Here is a 19,179-nt window from a genome sequence, read left to right on the forward strand (position 1 = left end):
AAAACGGCCTGCGTTTCGCCATCCGTGAAGGCGGCCGCACCGTCGGCGCCGGCGTCGTGTCGAAAATCGTCGAGTAAGTCGGCTTTGCCGACTGGTGGGCGGCAGTTGCTCTGAAAGAGCAATGAGAGCCCACTCGGTTGAACTAAAGAAGGCCGCCCCACACCGGGGCGGCCTTTTTCTTTTGGAAGAGTTCTAAGCACGCTGTTAAAAGTGAAGTCAACCTTTGGTGGATTGGAATGTCGAATGCTATTCAGGTTAAGCGCAGTTTTTGCATGGATTTTTGCTGCATCAGGAAATGCTTGTATCGTTTCTGTGCCAATGGAATTGAGCGATGTCTTTCAAGCTGACGCTGTGATTGTAGGGAGCGTCATTAAATACGAGATCGTAGAAGTCGGAGATGGAGGTCCACTGCCAGACTACGCAAGGTTCGTGATTCGGGTAAAAAAAACCATAAAAGGAGATGTTTCGTCGAGGTTGAAACTCGGAAATAGACTTACCATTACGTGGGACAACTCTACATTTGGAGAACCGGAAAGTTTCAATCGAAGAAAGACCTTTGTATTTGCGCTTCGTGACCCGGCTTCTCCACTTCCGCCACTACGCGGACCAAGTGCAACGATACTTCCGAACCAAGAACCGGAGCAACTTACAATTCTACAGGCCCCATGTGCTGGAGCGTTCATATTTGACGCGCAGGGCCCAAGTGGGACGGCGATTCAGCAAGTTCTAGAAACCAGTCGCAATCCCAACATAGAACTCCAAATCCTTGAAGAGTTTCTGAGTAGGATGGCTGGTGGGGACGGTTCTCGTGGTGGGTTGTATTGATATCTCTCAAGCTTCTAAATTGTTACTTCTCGAGGTCAATTGAAATCCCCCTTGCCAAACCCCACCAACCCCTGTAGATCGCGCGAGTTCTCTACAAGAACATCGAGGCGGGGTGATTCCCGCCTTTTGGGTTCGAAGAGGGTTGGCGATGCGCGCTTGTCCTCCTCTCAACCTCAACGCCTGATAAAAGGCTGTTATTATGCAAAGCCAAAACATCCGTATTCGGCTGAAGGCATTTGACTATCGCGTTCTGGATGCCAGCACGCAAGAGATCGTCAACACTGCCAAGCGGACCGGCGCGAACGTGCGCGGCCCGATCCCGCTGCCGAACAAGATCGAGAAGTTCACGGTTCTCCGTGGCCCTCACGTTGACAAGAAATCCCGCGACCAGTTCGAGATCCGCACGCACAAGCGTCTGCTCGACATCGTTGATCCGACCCCCCAGACCGTTGACGCGCTGATGAAGCTCGACCTCGCCGCTGGTGTGGACGTCGAGATCAAGCTGCAGTCGTAAGATCGGAGGGTATAGATTATGCGCTCTGGTATTATCGCAAAAAAAGTAGGCATGACCCGCCTGTTCATGGAAGACGGCAAGCAGATCCCTGTAACCGTTCTTCACCTGGACGGCCTGCAGGTCGTTGCACAGCGTACCGCTGACAAAGACGGCTACACCGCCGTTCAGCTGGGCGCAGGTGCTGCCAAAGCAAAACGCACCTCGAAGGCCATGCGCGGTCACTATGCCGCTGCAAAGGTCGAGCCCAAGCGTAAGCTGGCCGAGTTCCGCGTCTCCGAAGATGGCCTGATCGAAGTGGGCGCCGAGATTTCGGCAGAACACTTCCTGGAAGGTCAGAAAGTTGACGTATCGGGCACCTCGATCGGTAAAGGCTTTGCCGGTGCAATGAAGCGCCACAACTTCGGTGGTCTTCGCGCCTCGCACGGTGTTTCGATCAGCCACCGTTCGCACGGTTCAACTGGCCAGTGTCAGGATCCGGGCAAGGTTTTCAAAGGCAAGAAGATGGCCGGTCACATGGGTGCTGCCCGTGTAACCACCCAGAACCTAGAAGTCGTCAAAACCGACGCCGACCGTGGTCTGGTCTTCATCAAAGGCGCCGTTCCCGGACCAAAATCGGGCTGGGTTACCGTCAAGGACGCCGTCAAGAAGAAAGCACCGGAAGGCCTGCCTTTCCCGGCAGCCGTAAAAGGTGCTGCAACTGAAGCACCTGCGGAAGAAGCTCCCGCGGAAGGTGGTGAAGCATGAAACTTGATGTAATCAAACTGGACGGCGGCAAAGCCGGCAACATCGAGCTGGACGCCGATCTGTTCGGCCTTGAGCCGCGCGCGGACATCCTGCACCGTGTGGTCCGTTGGCAGCGCAACAACGCGCAGGCTGGCACCCACAAGGTCAAGACCCGTTCGGAAGTGTCCTACTCGACCAAGAAGATCTATCGCCAAAAAGGCACCGGTGGCGCACGCCACGGCGCTCGCTCGGCACCGATCTTCCGGGGTGGTGGCGTTTACAAGGGTCCGGTCGTGCGTTCGCATGGTCACGACCTGCCGAAGAAGTTCCGTAAACTCGGTCTGCGCCACGCGCTGTCTGCCAAAATGGCAGCTGGTGAACTGGTTGTGATCGAAAACGCCGAAGCCGAAGGCAAGACCGCTGCACTGGCCAAACAGGTTGCAAACCTGGGCTGGAAGCGCGCTCTGGTCATCGACGGGGCGACCGTGAACGAAGGTTTCCTGAAGGCGTCGCGCAACATCGAAGGTCTGGATATCCTGCCGTCGATGGGTGCAAACGTTTATGACATCCTCAAGCGTGACACTCTGGTGCTCACCAAAGCGGCTGTCGAAGCACTGGAGGCTCGTCTGAAATGAGCGCGAAGGCAGAACACTACGACGTGATCCGCAAGCCGATCATCACTGAAAAGTCGACCATGGCGTCCGAGAACGGCGCGATTGTCTTTGAAGTGGCGATCGACAGCAACAAACCGCAGATCAAAGAAGCGGTTGAATCGCTGTTTGGTGTCAAGGTGAAGGCGGTCAACACCACCATCACCAAAGGCAAAGTCAAGCGGTTCCGCGGCCAGTTGGGCAAGCGGAAAGACGTCAAAAAAGCATATGTGACCCTGGAAGAGGGTAACACCATCGACGTAAGCACCGGTCTCTGATCGGACTCGTCTTTGGGAAAAAACATGGGGCCCCTGCTGATGCAGGGGCCTTTTTTGTTGGCGCAGCTCATCTGGCCGCGTTGAACTTGGCCCGGACCTGTGCACAGTGACCTCTAGGCAGTGAGACGGGTGATATGCAGGCTGAACAGCAGGTTCGCGATTTCGGGAAAACCCGGGATGGTCAGATCGTCAGAAGCATCGATATCGGGCAGGGGACGCTTTCTGCGCGTATCCTGACCTATGGCGCAACGCTGCAGGATCTGCGTTTGCAGGGTTTTGAGCATCCTCTGATATTGGGGTGGCCAGAGATTGCAGGCTATGAAGACAGCACTGCTTACCTAGGAGCCATGGTGGGCCGTTGTGCCAATCGGATCGCGCGCGCGTCATACAGTTTGGATGGTGCAAACTACCAGCTGGATCGCAATTATTTGGGCACTCATACGTTGCACGGCGGAACGCAAGGTATGGATTGTTTGGTCTGGGAAATTTCCAGCGTTACACCGGGCGCGGTCACTTTGCAGCTGACCCTGCCTGATGGCCATATGGGCTTTGGCGGCGACTTGGAAGTGACGGTGACCTTCCGAGTCGAGGCGGAGGCTACATTGAGTATCGAAATGGAAGCGCGGACAACGTCGGCAAGCCTCTGCAATCTGACCCCGCATATCTACTTCAACCTCGACGGCGGCGCAGACATCCGCCAGCACGAACTAATGGTGCGCGCAGAACACTACACCCCTGTTGACGGGGACCTCATTCCCACAGGCGAAGCGCTTAGCGTTGAGGGCACGCCCTTTGATCTGCGGTCACCGCGACCTTTGGGGGGTTGGGCATACGATCACAATTTATGCCTGTCCGATCAGCGTCTGCCTTGTCGTCCTGTGGCGACGCTGACCGGATCGTCCTCAGGTCTTTCGATGCAGCTCGAGACGACCGAGCCGGGTTTCCAGGTCTATTCCGGTGCGTCTTTTGATGAAGGTCCACGCGTTGGCTTGGGTGGCCAACCCTACGGCCCTTATTCCGGCGTTGCGTTAGAACCACAGGTCTGGCCCGATTCAATCAATCAGCAGGGGTTTCCCAGTGCGGTACTGCGCAGGGGTCCAACCTATCGCCATGTTTCACGATACGTGTTTCAGAGCGAGGTTTAAGGTCAGGCGGTTCCATAGCCAGTTGGGTCGCCGGAAAAGAGACAAAAAAGCATTTTTGATCTAGGCAGAGGGTTACACCATCGACGCGAGCACCTATCTGTGATCGGATCCATCTATGGACAAGCCTGAAGGCCCCCGCGAAGGCGGAGGTTTTCTTGAGCAACAAAACCAGAGAAAATGAGCGCGACACAATCGCCTCAGCCAGAATTCGCTTGCTATGCCGGATCGGTAGTCTATGCGGTTTCTACAAACGTAAGTGACATGGCAGGCGTATGACAAAACCCTATCTCTCGACCCCGGACAAACCGGATGTGACCGCCGCGCGGGATTGGGTCACGACACTTGCCAGATACCGCGAACCGAACCAGTGGCGCAGCTCCTTTGAGCTGGGTGTCAGCATTATCCCCTTTTTCGTGCTATGGGCGCTGTCCTGGATGTCGCTTTCGGTCAGCTATTGGTTGGCTTTTGCGATTGCCGTTCTCAACGCGGCCTTCCTGCTGCGCTTGTTCGCGATCCAGCATGATTGCGGGCACGGAGCGTTCTTCAAGAACCGGTCGGTCAGCGACTGGGTTGGGCGCGTCATCGGTGTATTGACCCTGACGCCTTATGACGTCTGGCGCCGCACGCATTCCAATCATCACAACAGCTCGGGCAATTTGGACAAACGGGGAATGGGCGATATCCACACTTTGACAGTCGCCGAGTACCGGTCAAAGACGCCCATGAACCGGTTCTGGTATCGGGTTTATCGCAACCCCATTACTCTTTTTGTCCTTGGCCCCGGCTATCTGTTTCTGTTCCAGAACCGCGTCCCGCTGGGCTTGACAGGCAGCATCAGGTTCTGGATCAGCGCGATGGGCACCAATCTCGCCATTCTGGCTGCCCTCGTGGCCGTCTATTACTTTGGCGGCCTGATGCCGGTGCTGCTGATCTTTCTGCCCTCAACCCTGATTGCCGCGACCGCGGGCGTGTGGCTGTTTTACGTACAGCACCAGTTCGAGGATACGCATTGGGACGCTGATAAGGACTGGCAACTGCATGAGGCTGCCTTGCACGGCAGCTCGCATTACATCCTGCCGTCTGTATTGCAGTGGTTCAGCGCCAATATTGGCATCCACCACGTGCACCACCTGTACAGCCGCATTCCGTTCTATCGCCTGACCGAAGTGCTGCGCGATCATGATGAGTTGGCCAACAGCAACAAGATGACCATCCGTGAGAGCCTCGCCAACGCGCGGTTGCACCTGTGGGACGAAAATAACCGCCGTTTGTTGTCCTTCGCAGAGGCGCGCGCGCTGTATGGGTGAGGGGTGTTCAGCCGGGTGGAGCATAACCGGAAAGACGTCAAGAAATCACATGTGACCCTTGAAGAGGGTAACACCATCGACGTGCCCACCGGCCTCTGATCGGAACTGCCCTTGGAAAAAGATGAAAGCCCCCACGCAAGCGGGGGTCTTTTGTTATTTGAATGTCTGTTCTGAACCTGCTCTGTCAGGTTGGCCCCGCGAAGCTGCCGTTGCTTCGAATGCGCGGAGCAGATAGGCATACACGTATGAAACATGTTCCCAAAGAAACAACAGATGAGGCCCTTATTCAGGAGTTCCTGGATAAAGGAGGCAAAGTCAGCGTCGGCAAGACCAAACCCGCGCCCGCTGAGCTGGGTTTGAGCAAGAATGTCTGGAACGCCAAGCTGACCAAGGAAGAGAAGGCCGCGCGCGACAAGAAGTGATCTTGCGAGGTCGGTTGTGCGGGCGGAAAGACGTCCAATAGCGCATGTGACCCGGGAAGAGGGTGACACCAGCGACGTGTCCGCCGGTCTCGGATCGAACCCGTCTTTGGAAAGAGATAAATGCCCCCGCGCAAGCGGGTTTTTTGCGATTTGAAAAAGAATTCCAGCGTTTCCAGTTGTATAGAGGGATTCTCGCTTGTATTGATTTCTTGTTGAAAATTGCACCCTAGGGGAGATCCGGGAATTGGTCGATTGTGTGAAAATTTCGTTCTTTAACCACAAGGGTGGTGTATCTAAGACGACCTCAGCATTTCATATAGGTTGGAAGTTGGCTGAAAAAGGTCATCGCGTCCTAATGGTGGACTGTGATCCCCAGTGCAATTTGACTGGCTTGGTATTGGAATACGACTACGACGATGAATATCCATTCGAAACGCCAAATGGCTCACAACCTATGAATATTAGGGATTGTGTTGAGCCAGCGTTTGAAGGTCGCCCCAAACCTATAGTTGGGCCAAAAATTCAAACAATCATCGACAGACCTGATCTCTTCTTACTGCCGGGTCATGTAGGCTTGTCGGAGTACGAAAGTCGGCTAGCGATTGCTCATGACTTGTCCGGTTCCTTAACGACTTTACAGAATATTCCTGGTGCTCTGCATTACGCAATTGATCTAGCTGCCACAGAAAACTCTATTGACTATGTACTTATTGATCTCAGTCCAAGTCTTGGTTCACTAAACCAAAATTTGTTGATGGGTTCTGATGGTTTTGTCGTACCTATGGCGCCAGATTTCTTTTCGTCAATGGCGCTGCGATCTCTGGCAGATGTTTTGCCTAAGTGGGCTGAATGGTCAACGAACGCTGGGAAAAACTCTGCATTTAAGAATGCGGACTACCCTTGGCACGGCACTACACCCAAGTTGTTTGGAACAATTGTTCAAAATTACCGAAAGCGGTCGCGTGACGGTGGCGAGGCGCGTCCAACTCGCGCATTTCAAAAATGGTTCGATGACTTGGCCAGTATCTTGCACAACGACTTCCACGCAGCACTAGCAAGTGCTGGAATGCTGTTGTCTCCCAAAGATTACGAAGATGCAGGAGTTGATCCCAAGCGCTTCACACTTGAAGTATCAGACTTCAACGGCTTGATTGCGGTTTCCCAAGACTTGTCGAAGCCAGTGTTTGCTTTGACACAAGATGACATTCTTACTTCGGGATCTGTAGCGCAAAATCAACTCGCAAGTGTTGACGGATTTAGCGAAACTTACAGTCGCGGCGCAGACGAAATTATCGCAATTTCTGATGTTCGTTAACGGAGATCGTTTTGGTTTTTGCAGCCAAGCCTTCGAGGAAAGCATCAGTGATGCCTTAACGCTTGCACAACAAAGCTATTTGCTCGATGCGGCGGGCGAAACGGCGTTGCGCGGAAGCCTGATGCTTGGTGTCAGTGCATTCGATTTCTTGGTTCATGAACTTCTAAGAAATGCTGTATTGTTCCAAGCTGAATGTGGATCGCGGCTTGAGGGTATTGATGTGCCCATTTCTATCCTTGTCGCGAACGGTGATGCCCGCCTTACAGAATTGGATATGCACTTGCGCAGATCCAATTCTTACAAGGCGTTTGTTTCGTCCGCGAACGTCAAGGTTGCCTTGAAGCCAGTAGTCTCAAACGTTTGGAGCAAGGTGGCAAATCTTGCTAATCAGCGGGAGAAAGAGGTAAAGCTAAGATTGGATAGGATATGGAACTGGAGGAATAGGATCGCCCATGAGGCTGACTACGTTCCAAGCAATGACCGATTTGAGCGCTGGGGTATTTTTGAAGAAGATGTTGCTGATGAACTGGAATTTCTTCGTTTAACTGGTCGTGTATTACAGCGGGTCGTGTCAGAGCACCTAATAGTAAGAAATGCTTGAGGTGGCACGTCTCAAAAGCTCTTGCCACCCACCCCCAACACGGCTATATGCACCCAATCTTACGGCCTCGGATTCGTTCCGGGGCCTATGATATTTGAAACCGGGGACCTTCGGGGCCCTATACCTTTGGCACCTACGGGGGCCTATCACATAGCGGGGAAATCCCCGCACTTGCTAAACGGAAGACAGAAAGCATGGCACTCAAGTCGTACAAGCCGACGACGCCGGGCCAGCGCGGGCTGGTGCTGATCGACCGTTCGGAGCTTTGGAAAGGACGTCCGGTCAAGTCTCTCACTGAGGGTTTGACCAAATCGGGCGGCCGGAACAACACCGGACGGATCACTTCACGCCGCCGCGGCGGTGGCGCAAAGCGTCTCTACCGGATCGTTGACTTCAAACGGAATAAATTTGATGTCGCGGCAACCGTTGAACGGATCGAATATGACCCGAACCGGACCGCATTCATCGCACTGGTAAAATACGAAGACGGCGAGCAGGCATATATCCTGGCTCCGCAGCGTCTGGCTATTGGTGACAAAGTCGTGGCATCCGCCAAGGCCGACATCAAGCCGGGCAACGCAATGCCGTTCTCGGGCATGCCCATCGGTACCATCGTCCACAACATCGAGATGAAGCCTGGTAAAGGCGGTCAGATCGCACGTGCGGCCGGTACTTACGCTCAGTTCGTTGGTCGCGATGGCGGCTACGCTCAGATCCGTCTGAGCTCGGGCGAGCTGCGCATGGTCCGTCAGGAATGCATGGCCACCGTCGGTGCCGTGTCCAACCCCGACAACAGCAACCAAAACCTCGGTAAAGCCGGTCGTATGCGCCACAAAGGCGTGCGTCCGTCGGTTCGTGGTGTTGCAATGAACCCGATCGATCACCCGCACGGTGGTGGTGAAGGTCGTACCTCGGGTGGCCGTACACCGGTTACGCCTTGGGGTAAGGACACCAAAGGTAAGCGTACCCGCAACAAAAACAAAGCGTCCCAGAAGCTGATCATCCGCTCGCGGCACGCCAAGAAGAAGGGACGTTAATCTATGTCTCGCTCTGTTTGGAAGGGTCCTTTCGTCGATGCTTATGTGCTTAAAAAAGCCGAAGCAGCGCGCGAGTCGGGCCGCAACGAAGTCATCAAGATTTGGTCGCGTCGTTCCACCATTCTGCCCCAGTTCGTGGGTCTGACCTTTGGTGTTTACAACGGCCATAAGCATATCCCCGTCAACGTCTCGGAAGACATGATCGGTCAGAAGTTCGGTGAGTATTCGCCAACTCGTACCTATTACGGTCACGCCGCTGACAAAAAAGCGAAGCGGAAGTAAGTCATGGGCAAGGAAAAGAACCCCCGCCGCGTGGCTGAAAACGAAGCAATGGCGAAAACGCGCATGCTTCGCACTAGCCCGCAGAAACTGAACCTGGTTGCGCAAATGATCCGCGGCAAGAAAGTCGAGAAGGCTCTGACCGACCTGACTTTCTCGAACAAGCGTGTCGCGCAGGACGTCAAGAAGTGCCTGCAGTCCGCAATCGCCAACGCCGAGAACAACCACAACCTGGACGTTGACGAGCTGATCGTCGCCGAAGCATGGGTTGGCAAGAACCTGGTCATGAAGCGCGGTCGCCCGCGTGCCCGTGGTCGGTTCGGCAAGATTATGAAGCCGTTCTCGGAGATCACCATCAAGGTGCGTCAAGTTGAGGAGCAAGCCTAATGGGTCATAAAGTAAATCCGATCGGCATGCGCCTGCAGGTGAACCGCACCTGGGACAGCCGCTGGTACGCTGATACCAAGGACTACGGTGATCTTCTGCTGGAAGATCTGAAGATCCGTGAGTTCATCAACAAAGAGTGCAAGCAGGCCGGTATTGCCCGTGTGATCATCGAACGTCCGCACAAGAAGTGCCGCGTTACGATCCACACCGCGCGTCCTGGTGTCATCATCGGCAAGAAAGGTGCAGACATTGAAGTTCTGCGCAAAAAGCTTGCTAACATGACCGACAGCGAACTGCACCTGAACATCGTCGAAGTGCGCAAGCCCGAGCTTGACGCGCAGCTAGTTGCCGAGTCCATCGCTCAGCAGCTGGAGCGCCGGGTTTCGTTCCGTCGCGCGATGAAACGGTCTGTTCAGAACGCCATGCGTATGGGCTCTCTGGGTATCCGGGTGAACGTCGCTGGCCGTCTGGGCGGCGCTGAAATCGCACGGACCGAGTGGTACCGCGAAGGTCGTGTGCCTCTGCACACGCTGCGCGCCGACATCGATTACGCACAAGCCGAAGCGATGACCCCCTACGGGATCATCGGGATCAAGGTCTGGATCTTCAAAGGTGAGATCATGGAGCACGATCCGCAGGCACGTGACCGTAAAGCACAGGAACTCCAGGACGGCCCTGCACCTCGTGGTGCTGGTGGCGGTCGTCGCTAAGGAGGGAAAGATATGCTTCAACCAAAGCGTACTAAATTCCGCAAGATGCACAAAGGCCGGATCAAGGGTGAAGCCAAAGGCGGCTCTGATCTGAACTTTGGCACCTATGGTCTGAAAGCTCTTGAGCCTGAGCGTGTAACTGCACGCCAGATCGAAGCTGCACGTCGTGCCATGACGCGTCACATGAAGCGTCAGGGCCGTGTCTGGATCCGCATCTTCCCCGACACTCCGGTCACGGCAAAGCCGATCGAAGTTCGTATGGGTAAAGGTAAAGGTTCGGTCGACCGCTGGGCATGTAAAGTCAAGCCTGGCCGCGTGATGTTCGAGATCGACGGCGTCAATGACGACATCGCCCGCGAGGCCCTGCGCCTGGCCGCGATGAAGCTGCCGATCAAGACCCGCGTCGTGGTTCGCGAAGACTGGTAAGAGACTGGGGTAAATCCCCACTCTTAGATATTGAAGCCCCCGTCAGGAAACTGGCGGGGGTTTTTTGCATTTTTCTCGGGTCGAAACAGGTTAACAGATCACAGTGTCATTTGTGTCTTGCGGCAAACAAAGAGATAGCCCCGTACCGCGGGAGAAAGCCCCCACTGGTCGTGTCGCGGGGGCTTTTTCGCCGGTACTTAAGAGAACCAGCCTTTGACTTTGCCCCACACGGATTTTTCCTCGGGCACTTCCACGGCGTTTCCGGCCACGACTTCGCTGCCCTTCAGTTCGGGCAGGGGCTCGCTTTCGAAATGCGCTTCATCTGGTTGTACGGCAGCTTTCTGAACCGTCTCGGCAGTAATCTCGGTAAAGCTGCCGATTTTGGCCAGAGTTTCCGGGCCAGCCATACCATCCGCATCCAGACTGTTGGCGGATTGAAACTCTTTCACGGCAGCGGCAGTTCCAACACCAAAGATGCCATCCGCGCCAATGCCCAGACCCTCTTGCAGTTTTTTCACCGCATCTCCGCGAGATCCCTGACGCAGCAGGACCAGTTCATGCAGACCAAGTGCTGTAAATGTGTCGGGGCCGGCAATTCCGTCTACAGACAAACCGGCGGATTGCTGGAAATCCCGAACGGCTTTTTCAGTGCCTGCGCCAAAAATCCCGTCAGCATCGACGCCAAGTTTTTCCTGAAGCCGTTTGATCGGGGCGCCGGTCAGGCCCTTTTTCAATATGGACATGCTATTCCTCTCTCGCTCAAAATCTAAGGGCAGTGCCCCTGCGCACAATTCCTAGCAGGCTGACCATGTCGGTTCGAAGGGGAAAGTTTCCGGGTTGATAACCGGTCCTCGCATCCCAAAATTAGTTGGGGTAAGAGAACGACCATGGCAAAGATTGAATCACTCTTCGTTACCCGTCTTTATCGCGCAGCCCTTTCCGAATTCGATCCCAAGATCGATCCCGAGGAAATGGAAAACTCTTGTCTTGTCATCGCCGAGGATGATGAGGCCGGGCAGGAATGGTGCGAAGAAAACGGCTATCCCGGCTACACCAGCTATGCCTCGCTGACCGATCTGCCCTGGCGGTTCCCGATCTTTGCCGATCTGGTCAAGTCTTTGGATCAGCATGTGGCAGCCTTTGCCAAGGATCTGGAGTTCGATCTTGGCGAGGGCGAATTGAAGCTTGAAGACCTGTGGATCAACATTCTGCCCGAAGGTGGAATGCACTCCAGCCACCTGCACCCGCACAGCGTGATTTCCGGCACGACCTATGTGGCGATGCCCGAAGGGGCGAGTGCGTTGAAACTGGAAGACCCCCGCTCGGCCCGCATGATGGCGGCTCCGACGCGGCTAAAGGGCGGGCGCCGGGATTTGCAGCCGTTCATCTATATGAAGCCGCAGGTGGGGGATGTCCTGCTGTGGGAAAGCTGGCTGCGCCATGAGGTTCCGATGAATATGGCTGAGGATGAGCGCATCAGTGTCAGCTTTAACTACAAGTGGGAGTGAGCCCCGGTTCACGACACAGCAATTGTACTAATGTAGCGATCGCGAGACGAATGGGCGGCGCCCCCGCCAATCACTTTTCACTTCGAGTTGTCGAAAAACCTTGCAATATGTTTCGTCATGAACCATGTGAGGCACGCTTACGTTTTTCTTTTTCGACCACTGTCTCCCGAATCTTCGGCGTTCAGTCTCTCGATCCAGACCTACAACGCCGCGCTGTCGCAATTCCGCGGACAGCAATTTAATAGGAGACTACGGATATGGCCAATGGCACCGTAAAATGGTTCAACACAACTAAAGGTTTTGGCTTCATCGCACCGGAGACCGGTGGCAAAGACGTGTTTGTACACATCTCTGCTGTCGAGCGCTCGGGTCTGACCGGCCTGGCCGACGACCAGAAAGTAACATTCGACATCGAGCCCGGCCGTGACGGTCGCGAGTCGGCTGTGAACATCGCTCTGGCATAAGTCACACAGACTTAGACAGTTGCAGACGCGGTCTCGTGCAAACGAGGCCGCGTTTTGCGTTTGTGGGGAAATTGGGCCGTACTCAACTACGCCGCTACTCCACTCTAAAACAGCGGTTGCAGTCACCTGTTGCCAATTGACTAGGTAGCTGAATGGAATACCAGCTTGCGACCTCATCGATAAAGCGTGAAAAAGGGAAGAAGCTATAAGTATTTAGTATTTGAGGACAGGTGGCGTATTGTACGCAAGTTTGGTGTCACCGATTTTGTTGAATCAGGATGAGAAAGCCGTCTACGCGGTCAAAGCACGCGTTCTACCAACGCTTACGGATGCGATTTTGATTTTGATTTTCGCGCCGGCACTAATGATGTTTCCATGGCTTGTATTTCATTTCGCTTTTCGAAGAACCTATTACGTCATCACTACGCAAAGAGTTCTCGTGTTAGATGCGGGTGGTGTAATCGGCGAGGCGCGTTTGAGTGACATCGACAGAATCCGTGGGTCACGTTCTGCTTTGATGTTGATGGGTGCGGACACTAGATTGTGGTTGCCACGCCTTCCAGATGCCTGGCACTTTGAAGAAATCATTACTCGGGTTATGGCTAAAGTGAGTCACAGAAAGTTGTGGGCGAATGCCCACGCTCACACACCCGCCAAACTTCCTCTTGCCACCCACTGCTGAACCCCCTATAGAGCGGCATCTTGCGTTCCCCCGGCCGAGTCGGGGGATTCGTATGTCTATCATTCATCCACCAGGTCAAAGGTGACCCTGTAAGGGGCCTTCTGGTGTTTTGAGCAAAGGAAAAAGGCGATGAACGCCCAAGAACTGCGTGACAAGACCCCGGACCAGCTCCGCGAGGAACTGGCCAACCTGAAGAAAGAAAGCTTTAACCTGCGCTTTCAACAGGCAACCGGTCAGCTGGAAAGCACCGCCGGCATCAAAGCGGCCCGCCGCAATGCTGCCCGCGTCAAAACCATTCTGAACGAAAAGGCCGCTGCTGCGGCATCGGAGGAGTAATCCTATGCCCAAGCGTATCCTGTCCGGCACCGTAACCAGCGATGCCAACGCACAAACCGTAACCGTGTCCGTCGAGCGCCGCTTTACGCATCCGGTTCTGAAGAAAACCATCCGTAAGTCCAAGAAATACCGGGCTCACGATGAAAAGAACGCCTTCAAGGTCGGTGACTCTGTTCGCATCATCGAATGCGCGCCGAAATCGAAGACGAAACGTTGGGAAGTTCTGGAAGCGTAAGCTTTCAGGATTTTTCCATTTGTCGAAACCCTGGGGGATCTAACCAGACCAGCCCCCACAGGTCGGGAGAAACCACATGATCCAGATGCAGACCAATCTGGATGTCGCTGACAACTCCGGCGCACGCCGAGTTCAGTGCATCAAGGTCCTGGGTGGTTCCAAGCGTAAATACGCCTCCGTCGGCGACATCATTGTCGTCTCGGTGAAGGAAGCCATCCCGCGCGGCCGCGTAAAGAAAGGTGACGTCCGTAAGGCCGTCGTCGTACGCACCGCCAAAGAAGTCCGTCGCGAAGACGGCACCGCGATCCGTTTTGATCGCAACGCCGCCGTCATCCTGAACAACAACAACGAGCCCGTAGGTACACGTATCTTTGGCCCGGTTGTTCGTGAACTGCGTGGCAAGAACTTCATGAAAATCATCTCGCTCGCTCCGGAGGTGCTGTAATCATGGCTGCTAAACTCCGCAAAGGCGACAAAGTCGTCGTGCTGGCCGGCAAGGACAAGGGCAAAGAGGGAACTATCACCTCGGTTAACCCATCTGCCGGAAAAGCTGTTGTTGACGGCATCAACATCGCCATCCGCGCCACTCGCCAGACTCAGAACTCTCAGGGCGGTCGTCTGCCTCAGGCAAACCCGATCGAGTTGTCGAACCTGGCTCTGCTGGACAAGAACGGCAAAGCAACTCGTGTTGGCTTCCGCATGGAAGGTGACAAGAAAGTGCGCTTCGCCAAGACCACGGGGGACGTGATCGATGCTTGATACCGCAAATTATACCCCGCGTCTGAAAGCTCAGTACGCTGAAACCATCCGTGCCGCTCTGAAAGAAGAGTTCGGCTACAAGAACGACATGCAGCTGCCCAAGCTGGACAAAATCGTTCTGAACATCGGTTGTGGTGCCGAAGCGGTCAAAGACTCGAAGAAAGCGAAAGCTGCTGTCGAGGATCTGACTGCGATTGCTGGTCAACAGGCTGTTTCGACCAAGGCGAAGAAGTCGATCGCTGGCTTCCGCGTCCGTGAAGACATGCCGCTGGGTGCGAAAGTGACCCTGCGCGGTGACCGGATGTACGAATTTCTGGATCGCCTGATCACCATCGCGATGCCACGTATTCGTGACTTCCGCGGCGTGAAGCCGTCTTTCGATGGTCAGGGCAACTTTGCCATGGGCATGAAAGAGCACATCGTGTTCCCGGAAATCGACTTCGACAAAGTTGACGAAGTTTGGGGCATGGACATCGTAATTGCCACCACAGCGAAAACCGACGCTGAAGCAAAGGCACTGTTGAAAGCTTTCAACATGCCGTTCAACGCGTAAGCGCCGGGAGGATTGAGACATGGCTAAAAAAGCAATGATCGAACGCGAGAAGAAGCGCGAACGCCTGGTGGCCAAATATGCCGCAAAGCGTGCCGAGCTTAAAGAAATCGCGAATGACGAGAGCAAGCCGATGGAAGAGCGCTTCAAAGCGCGTCTGAAACTGGCGAAACTGCCGCGCAACAGCTCGGCTACTCGTCTGCACAACCGCTGTCAGCTGACCGGTCGTCCCCACGCTTACTACCGTAAGCTGAAGGTCAGCCGTATCGCGCTGCGCGAGCTGGGTTCTGCTGGTCAGATCCCCGGCATGGTGAAATCGAGCTGGTAAGGGAGAGAATGATATGAACGATCCTATCGGCGATATGCTCACCCGTATCCGCAACGCGCAAATGCGTGGCAAGTCCACCGTTTCCACCCCGGCTTCCAAGCTGCGTGGTTGGGTTCTGGACGTGCTGGCGGACGAAGGTTACATCCGTGGCTACGAAGCGACGACCGGTGAAAACGGTCATCCGGCCATCGAAATCAGCCTGAAATACTACGAAGGCACCCCTGTCATTCGTGAACTGAAGCGGGTCTCTAAGCCCGGTCGTCGCGTATACATGGGCGTCAATGACATCCCGCAGGTCCGTCAGGGTCTGGGTGTGTCGATTGTCAGCACTCCGAAAGGTGTGATGTCGGACCAGAACGCACGCTCCAACAATGTTGGTGGCGAAGTGCTCTGCACCGTCTTCTAAGGAGGTCTGTCAATGTCTCGTATTGGTAAACGTCCGGTCGAATTGCCCAGCGGCGTAACTGCCTCGGTATCCGGCCAGACCATCGAAGTCAAAGGCCCGAAAGGCGCCCGCAGCTTCACTGCGACTGACGACGTTACGCTGTCGGTCGAAGATAACGTGGTTCAGATCAACCCTCGCGGTATGTCCAAGCGCGCGCGCCAGCAGTGGGGCATGAGCCGCACAATGGTCGCAAACCTGGTGACCGGTGTGACCGAAGGCTTCAAGAAAGAGCTGGAGATCCAGGGTGTTGGTTACCGGGCTCAGATGCAGGGCAACACCCTGAAGCTGAACCTGGGCTACAGCCATGACGTTGATTTCGTTGCTCCGGAAGGTGTCACCATCACCGCGCCGAAGCAGACCGTGATCATTGTGGAAGGTAACGACCAGCAGCAGGTGGGCGAAGTCGCGGCGAAAATCCGTGAATGGCGCCGTCCCGAGCCCTATAAGGGCAAAGGCATCCGCTATAAGGGCGAGTTCATCTTCCGCAAAGAAGGCAAGAAGAAGTAAGGACGCAAACAATGGCAAACAGCAAAAGAACCCTGTTTCTGAAGCGCCGCCTGCGCGTTCGGAACAAACTTCGCAAGGTCAACGCGGGTCGTCCGCGTTTGTCCGTACACCGTTCGAACAAGAACATCTCTGTTCAGCTGATCGACGACGTACGTGGCGTGACCCTGGCCTCGGCCTCAACCCTGGAAAAAGATCTGGGTGTTGTTGGCAAGAACAACGTCGAAGCGGCCACCAAAGTGGGCGCGGCCATCGCCGAGCGTGCCAAAAAGGCGGGCGTCGAAGAGGCCTATTTCGATCGTGGCGGCTTCCTGTTCCACGGCAAAGTGAAGGCTGTCGCCGACGCTGCGCGTGAAGGTGGTCTGAAGATCTAAGACTTGCGGGCGGGTTTCGATCCGCCCCGATGATCCGGGGGCCTTGGCAATGCCGGGGCCCACTTGGATTGAACAAACGACGCCGCAAGCGTCACCAAAGAAAAGGGATGCCAAAATGGCAGAACGTGATAACCGCCGGGGCCGTGGACGTGACCGCGACGAAACTCCGGAATTCGCAGATCGTCTGGTTGCGATCAACCGCGTATCGAAAACCGTAAAAGGTGGTAAGCGCTTTGGCTTCGCCGCTCTGGTGGTCGTAGGCGATCAGAAAGGCCGCGTCGGCTTTGGCAAAGGTAAAGCGAAAGAAGTACCTGAAGCCATCCGCAAAGCGACTGAACAAGCCAAGCGTCAGATGATCCGCGTGCAACTGCGCGAAGGTCGTACCCTGCACCACGACATCGAAGGCCGTCATGGCGCCGGTAAAGTGGTTATGCGCAGCGCACCTGAAGGTACCGGTATCATCGCCGGTGGTCCGATGCGTGCTGTGTTCGAAATGCTGGGCGTGAAGGACGTTGTGTCCAAGTCGCTGGGCTCGCAGAACCCGTACAACATGATCCGCGCCACCATCAACGGCCTGCAGAAAGAGCAGAGCCCGCGTTCGGTTGCCCAGCGTCGTGGCAAAAAGGTTGCTGACATCCTGCCCAAGCGGGACGAAGCACCAGCTGCTGCTGAAGCAGAAGCATAAGGAGAGCGACCCATGGCAAAAACCATCGTCGTCAAGCAAATCGGTTCCCCGATCCGTCGCCCCGCTGAACAGCGCGCGACTCTGATCGGCCTGGGCCTGAACAAGATGCACAAAACCCGCGAGCTTGAGGATACCCCCTCGGTCCGCGGCATGGTCAACAAGATCCCGCATCTGGTTGAGATCATCGAAGAGCGCGGCTAAGCGCCTTGCTTCTAAGAGCTAGAATCGCCTCCGATCAGTTCGGGGGCGTTTTTTTTGTTTAAGGGCAGTGTTGGCTGTCGCCTCACCCGATGTGGTTTTAGTTCAACTTGTACGTATTCCGCTTATTACCCGCCGCATATAGTCCATGAACTGCGCCCGCTCAGGCTCAGTCAGAACTTGCAAGGCTTGGGAATTAACGTTCTGGGCCGACTCATAGGCGCTGTTTCTAAGTGCGGCGGCCTTTTCGGTTAACCAGATCAATTGGGCTCTGGCGTCAGCGGGGTTTTTCGTTCTTTTGATCAAGCCGTCGCGCTCCATACGGTTGAGCGTGTTGGCCAGAGTCGCTTGTTCGACGTCAATTTTGGCCAGCAGATCTTTTTGGGTGACCCCGTCCTTGAGCCAAAGCTCCAGCAAGACTGGGAACTGTCCAACAACGATGCCCAAAGGCGCAATGTGGTGTTGCAGCTCTTTCGCGAACAATCGCGCCATGTGATTGACCAGATATCCGGCCGAGTTCTCTTTTTCGAAATCCATGGTTGAGATTTACACTTGAATAGCAAGCTATGCAATAATATATAGCAAGCTATGCAAGCGAATGGAAAGGAATCGAAATGGCTCATATCGAAGAGATGGATAAAGTCGTCACACTGGCTGATCAGATGCAGGCCGAGGAAGGCCCTGTGGTGCTGATCAACGTGTTTACAGTGGACGCGAAAGACGAAGAGGCGCTGTTGAAGGCCTGGGCACATGATGCGGACTTCATGAAGTCCCAGTCGGGATATATCTCGACCCAGCTTCATCAGGGGATCGCCGGCAGTTCGACCCTCGTGAACTATGCGATCTGGCAGGACGTCAAAAGCTTTCGCGATGCCTTCACCCACCCAGAGTTCCAGCGTCGAATTGCAGACTACCCCGAAAGCGCCGTGGCGCGTCCACATCTTCTAAGAAAGCTCACAGTCGAAAACCACTGCGTCGCCTGATGCCAAAAGCGGAGTAGCCACATGATAAAATCAATTCACCCTATCGCCGGTGTAATAGGATTCCTGACAATATTCGTGTTCTGGACATCCACTTTGTACAGCGAATTGTTTTCAACCCATGCGACTGTCGCGACCGTAAAGTCCATGATCGTCAACGGGCTGTTTATCCTTGTGCCTGCGATGGTGATCGTGGGTGCATCGGGAATGACCCTTGGGCGTCGTCGCAAAGATGCGCCGACCCTTGCCAAGAAGAAGCGAATGCCGTTCATCGCGATGAACGGCCTGTTGATCCTTGTTCCTGCTGCAATCTTCCTGAACGCGAAAGCGAGCGCTGGGTCCTTTGATATCAGTTTCTACGCTGTGCAGGTCGTTGAGCTGCTCGCTGGTGCCACCAATCTCACTTTGATGGGGCTGAGTATACGCGACGGTCGGGCGATGACTGCCCGCAGAAGACGTGCGGGAAGGTAGCTGCCGTTTAAGCCCATGCAATCGATCTCGCCGCAGCGCGA

The 19,179-nt window shown here is 55.0% G+C and carries 33 protein-coding genes and 1 pseudogene; 32 read left to right on the plus strand and 2 right to left on the minus strand.

Features of this window, described 5'->3' with window-relative positions; translation table 11 throughout:
* The 16 genes and pseudogenes from AC2FIS_RS20945 to rplP all read left to right on the plus strand — a co-directional run.
* On the plus strand, window positions 1-77 hold a 77-nt coding region (locus AC2FIS_RS20945; RefSeq protein ID WP_211198660.1), incomplete at its 5' end, for an EF-Tu C-terminal domain-related protein.
* A 947-nt stretch (window positions 78-1,024) separates the two neighbouring features.
* Entirely contained in the window at window positions 1,025-1,339 is a 315-nt protein-coding gene (gene rpsJ / locus AC2FIS_RS20950; RefSeq protein WP_008756422.1) for a 30S ribosomal protein S10, read from the plus strand.
* 18 nt (window positions 1,340-1,357) lie between these two features.
* Window positions 1,358-2,083: a 50S ribosomal protein L3 gene (gene rplC, locus AC2FIS_RS20955; protein ID WP_058272361.1), complete on the plus strand. Its 726-nt coding sequence runs from the start codon at window positions 1,358-1,360 to the stop codon at window positions 2,081-2,083.
* Window positions 2,080-2,697: a 50S ribosomal protein L4 gene (gene rplD, locus AC2FIS_RS20960; RefSeq protein ID WP_050605826.1), complete on the plus strand. Its 618-nt coding sequence runs from the start codon at window positions 2,080-2,082 to the stop codon at window positions 2,695-2,697. The genes rplC and rplD overlap by 4 nt, the downstream gene beginning before the upstream one ends.
* The gene (locus AC2FIS_RS20965; protein WP_058272362.1) at window positions 2,694-2,990 is read left to right on the plus strand and encodes a 50S ribosomal protein L23; all 297 of its coding nucleotides are present in this window, start codon (window positions 2,694-2,696) and stop codon (window positions 2,988-2,990) included. The genes rplD and AC2FIS_RS20965 overlap by 4 nt, the downstream gene beginning before the upstream one ends.
* Window positions 2,991-3,124: 134 nt before the next feature.
* Window positions 3,125-4,135, plus strand: a complete 1,011-nt coding sequence (locus tag AC2FIS_RS20970; RefSeq protein WP_496775235.1) for an aldose epimerase family protein — start codon at window positions 3,125-3,127, stop codon at window positions 4,133-4,135.
* Window positions 4,136-4,407: 272 nt separating this feature from the next.
* The gene (locus AC2FIS_RS20975) at window positions 4,408-5,442 is read left to right on the plus strand and encodes a fatty acid desaturase (protein WP_496775236.1); all 1,035 of its coding nucleotides are present in this window, start codon (window positions 4,408-4,410) and stop codon (window positions 5,440-5,442) included.
* Window positions 5,443-5,469: 27 nt separating this feature from the next.
* Window positions 5,470-5,541 (plus strand): annotated as a pseudogene (locus tag AC2FIS_RS20980) (50S ribosomal protein L23); the annotation flags it as partial.
* Between the two features lie 146 nt (window positions 5,542-5,687).
* Window positions 5,688-5,864, plus strand: a complete 177-nt coding sequence (locus AC2FIS_RS20985) for a hypothetical protein (protein WP_050605905.1) — start codon at window positions 5,688-5,690, stop codon at window positions 5,862-5,864.
* Window positions 5,865-6,120: 256 nt separating this feature from the next.
* The gene (locus tag AC2FIS_RS20990) at window positions 6,121-7,179 is read left to right on the plus strand and encodes a ParA family protein (protein WP_496775237.1); all 1,059 of its coding nucleotides are present in this window, start codon (window positions 6,121-6,123) and stop codon (window positions 7,177-7,179) included.
* Complete coding sequence (locus AC2FIS_RS20995) at window positions 7,169-7,780, plus strand: hypothetical protein (RefSeq protein ID WP_496775238.1); 612 nt, start codon at window positions 7,169-7,171, stop codon at window positions 7,778-7,780. The genes AC2FIS_RS20990 and AC2FIS_RS20995 overlap by 11 nt, the downstream gene beginning before the upstream one ends.
* Before the next feature lie 194 nt (window positions 7,781-7,974).
* Window positions 7,975-8,817, plus strand: coding sequence for a 50S ribosomal protein L2 (gene rplB, locus AC2FIS_RS21000; protein ID WP_271951974.1), 843 nt, complete (start codon window positions 7,975-7,977; stop codon window positions 8,815-8,817).
* A 3-nt stretch (window positions 8,818-8,820) separates the two neighbouring features.
* Window positions 8,821-9,099 carry a 30S ribosomal protein S19 gene (gene rpsS / locus AC2FIS_RS21005; RefSeq protein ID WP_010437056.1) on the plus strand — a complete coding sequence of 93 codons (279 nt, stop codon included), beginning with the start codon at window positions 8,821-8,823 and terminating at the stop codon, window positions 9,097-9,099.
* Between the two features lie 3 nt (window positions 9,100-9,102).
* Window positions 9,103-9,483, plus strand: a complete 381-nt coding sequence (gene rplV, locus AC2FIS_RS21010; RefSeq protein WP_039538267.1) for a 50S ribosomal protein L22 — start codon at window positions 9,103-9,105, stop codon at window positions 9,481-9,483.
* Window positions 9,483-10,193: a 30S ribosomal protein S3 gene (gene rpsC, locus AC2FIS_RS21015; protein WP_113791490.1), complete on the plus strand. Its 711-nt coding sequence runs from the start codon at window positions 9,483-9,485 to the stop codon at window positions 10,191-10,193. The genes rplV and rpsC overlap by 1 nt, the downstream gene beginning before the upstream one ends.
* A 12-nt stretch (window positions 10,194-10,205) precedes the next feature.
* On the plus strand, window positions 10,206-10,619 hold the full coding sequence (gene rplP / locus AC2FIS_RS21020; protein WP_085823145.1) for a 50S ribosomal protein L16: 414 nt from the start codon (window positions 10,206-10,208) through the stop codon (window positions 10,617-10,619).
* A gap of 197 nt (window positions 10,620-10,816) precedes the next feature.
* Here the strand turns inward: rplP and AC2FIS_RS21025 are convergent, their stop codons facing one another.
* Window positions 10,817-11,362 carry a peptidoglycan-binding domain-containing protein gene (locus tag AC2FIS_RS21025; protein ID WP_496775239.1) on the minus strand — a complete coding sequence of 182 codons (546 nt, stop codon included), beginning with the start codon at window positions 11,360-11,362 and terminating at the stop codon, window positions 10,817-10,819.
* A gap of 144 nt (window positions 11,363-11,506) precedes the next feature.
* Between AC2FIS_RS21025 and AC2FIS_RS21030 the strand changes: the two genes are divergently transcribed.
* From AC2FIS_RS21030 to rpmD, 14 genes are all read left to right on the plus strand, one after another.
* On the plus strand, window positions 11,507-12,127 hold the full coding sequence (locus AC2FIS_RS21030; protein ID WP_496775240.1) for a 2OG-Fe(II) oxygenase family protein: 621 nt from the start codon (window positions 11,507-11,509) through the stop codon (window positions 12,125-12,127).
* Window positions 12,128-12,384: 257 nt separating this feature from the next.
* Entirely contained in the window at window positions 12,385-12,591 is a 207-nt protein-coding gene (locus AC2FIS_RS21035; protein WP_010437077.1) for a cold-shock protein, read from the plus strand.
* Between the two features lie 253 nt (window positions 12,592-12,844).
* Entirely contained in the window at window positions 12,845-13,273 is a 429-nt protein-coding gene (locus tag AC2FIS_RS21040; protein ID WP_496775241.1) for a hypothetical protein, read from the plus strand.
* Window positions 13,274-13,402: 129 nt separating this feature from the next.
* A complete protein-coding gene (gene rpmC, locus AC2FIS_RS21045; protein WP_037311745.1) occupies window positions 13,403-13,609 on the plus strand; it encodes a 50S ribosomal protein L29 in 207 nt (68 codons plus the stop codon).
* A 4-nt stretch (window positions 13,610-13,613) separates the two neighbouring features.
* A complete protein-coding gene (gene rpsQ, locus AC2FIS_RS21050) occupies window positions 13,614-13,844 on the plus strand; it encodes a 30S ribosomal protein S17 (RefSeq protein ID WP_058272371.1) in 231 nt (76 codons plus the stop codon).
* A gap of 76 nt (window positions 13,845-13,920) precedes the next feature.
* The gene (rplN, locus tag AC2FIS_RS21055; RefSeq protein ID WP_008757934.1) at window positions 13,921-14,289 is read left to right on the plus strand and encodes a 50S ribosomal protein L14; all 369 of its coding nucleotides are present in this window, start codon (window positions 13,921-13,923) and stop codon (window positions 14,287-14,289) included.
* Window positions 14,290-14,291: 2 nt separating this feature from the next.
* The gene (gene rplX, locus AC2FIS_RS21060; RefSeq protein WP_058272372.1) at window positions 14,292-14,603 is read left to right on the plus strand and encodes a 50S ribosomal protein L24; all 312 of its coding nucleotides are present in this window, start codon (window positions 14,292-14,294) and stop codon (window positions 14,601-14,603) included.
* A complete protein-coding gene (gene rplE, locus AC2FIS_RS21065; RefSeq protein WP_472724504.1) occupies window positions 14,596-15,156 on the plus strand; it encodes a 50S ribosomal protein L5 in 561 nt (186 codons plus the stop codon). Before rplX ends, rplE begins: the two co-directional genes overlap by 8 nt.
* Before the next feature lie 19 nt (window positions 15,157-15,175).
* Window positions 15,176-15,481 (plus strand): 30S ribosomal protein S14, encoded by a 306-nt coding sequence (rpsN, locus tag AC2FIS_RS21070; RefSeq protein WP_010437098.1) that lies wholly within the window; start codon window positions 15,176-15,178, stop codon window positions 15,479-15,481.
* 13 nt (window positions 15,482-15,494) lie between these two features.
* The gene (rpsH, locus tag AC2FIS_RS21075) at window positions 15,495-15,887 is read left to right on the plus strand and encodes a 30S ribosomal protein S8 (protein WP_008757119.1); all 393 of its coding nucleotides are present in this window, start codon (window positions 15,495-15,497) and stop codon (window positions 15,885-15,887) included.
* 12 nt (window positions 15,888-15,899) lie between these two features.
* Window positions 15,900-16,433 carry a 50S ribosomal protein L6 gene (gene rplF / locus AC2FIS_RS21080; RefSeq protein WP_058272374.1) on the plus strand — a complete coding sequence of 178 codons (534 nt, stop codon included), beginning with the start codon at window positions 15,900-15,902 and terminating at the stop codon, window positions 16,431-16,433.
* Between the two features lie 11 nt (window positions 16,434-16,444).
* Complete coding sequence (gene rplR / locus AC2FIS_RS21085; RefSeq protein ID WP_010437103.1) at window positions 16,445-16,804, plus strand: 50S ribosomal protein L18; 360 nt, start codon at window positions 16,445-16,447, stop codon at window positions 16,802-16,804.
* A 115-nt stretch (window positions 16,805-16,919) separates the two neighbouring features.
* Window positions 16,920-17,489 (plus strand): 30S ribosomal protein S5, encoded by a 570-nt coding sequence (rpsE, locus tag AC2FIS_RS21090; RefSeq protein ID WP_058272455.1) that lies wholly within the window; start codon window positions 16,920-16,922, stop codon window positions 17,487-17,489.
* Window positions 17,490-17,501: 12 nt separating this feature from the next.
* Window positions 17,502-17,690, plus strand: coding sequence for a 50S ribosomal protein L30 (rpmD, locus tag AC2FIS_RS21095; protein WP_008757946.1), 189 nt, complete (start codon window positions 17,502-17,504; stop codon window positions 17,688-17,690).
* Between the two features lie 102 nt (window positions 17,691-17,792).
* Here the strand turns inward: rpmD and AC2FIS_RS21100 are convergent, their stop codons facing one another.
* Entirely contained in the window at window positions 17,793-18,224 is a 432-nt protein-coding gene (locus tag AC2FIS_RS21100) for a MarR family winged helix-turn-helix transcriptional regulator (protein WP_496737490.1), read from the minus strand.
* Between the two features lie 77 nt (window positions 18,225-18,301).
* Here AC2FIS_RS21100 and AC2FIS_RS21105 point away from each other — a divergent pair, with 77 nt between their 5' ends.
* Both AC2FIS_RS21105 and AC2FIS_RS21110 read left to right on the plus strand, forming a co-directional pair.
* Complete coding sequence (locus tag AC2FIS_RS21105) at window positions 18,302-18,670, plus strand: antibiotic biosynthesis monooxygenase family protein (RefSeq protein ID WP_496775242.1); 369 nt, start codon at window positions 18,302-18,304, stop codon at window positions 18,668-18,670.
* Window positions 18,671-18,691: 21 nt separating this feature from the next.
* Complete coding sequence (locus tag AC2FIS_RS21110) at window positions 18,692-19,138, plus strand: hypothetical protein (RefSeq protein WP_496775243.1); 447 nt, start codon at window positions 18,692-18,694, stop codon at window positions 19,136-19,138.
* The last annotated feature ends 41 nt before the right edge of the window (window positions 19,139-19,179 follow it).

The sequence above is a fragment of the Ruegeria sp. CDSB113 genome (assembly GCF_059611045.1).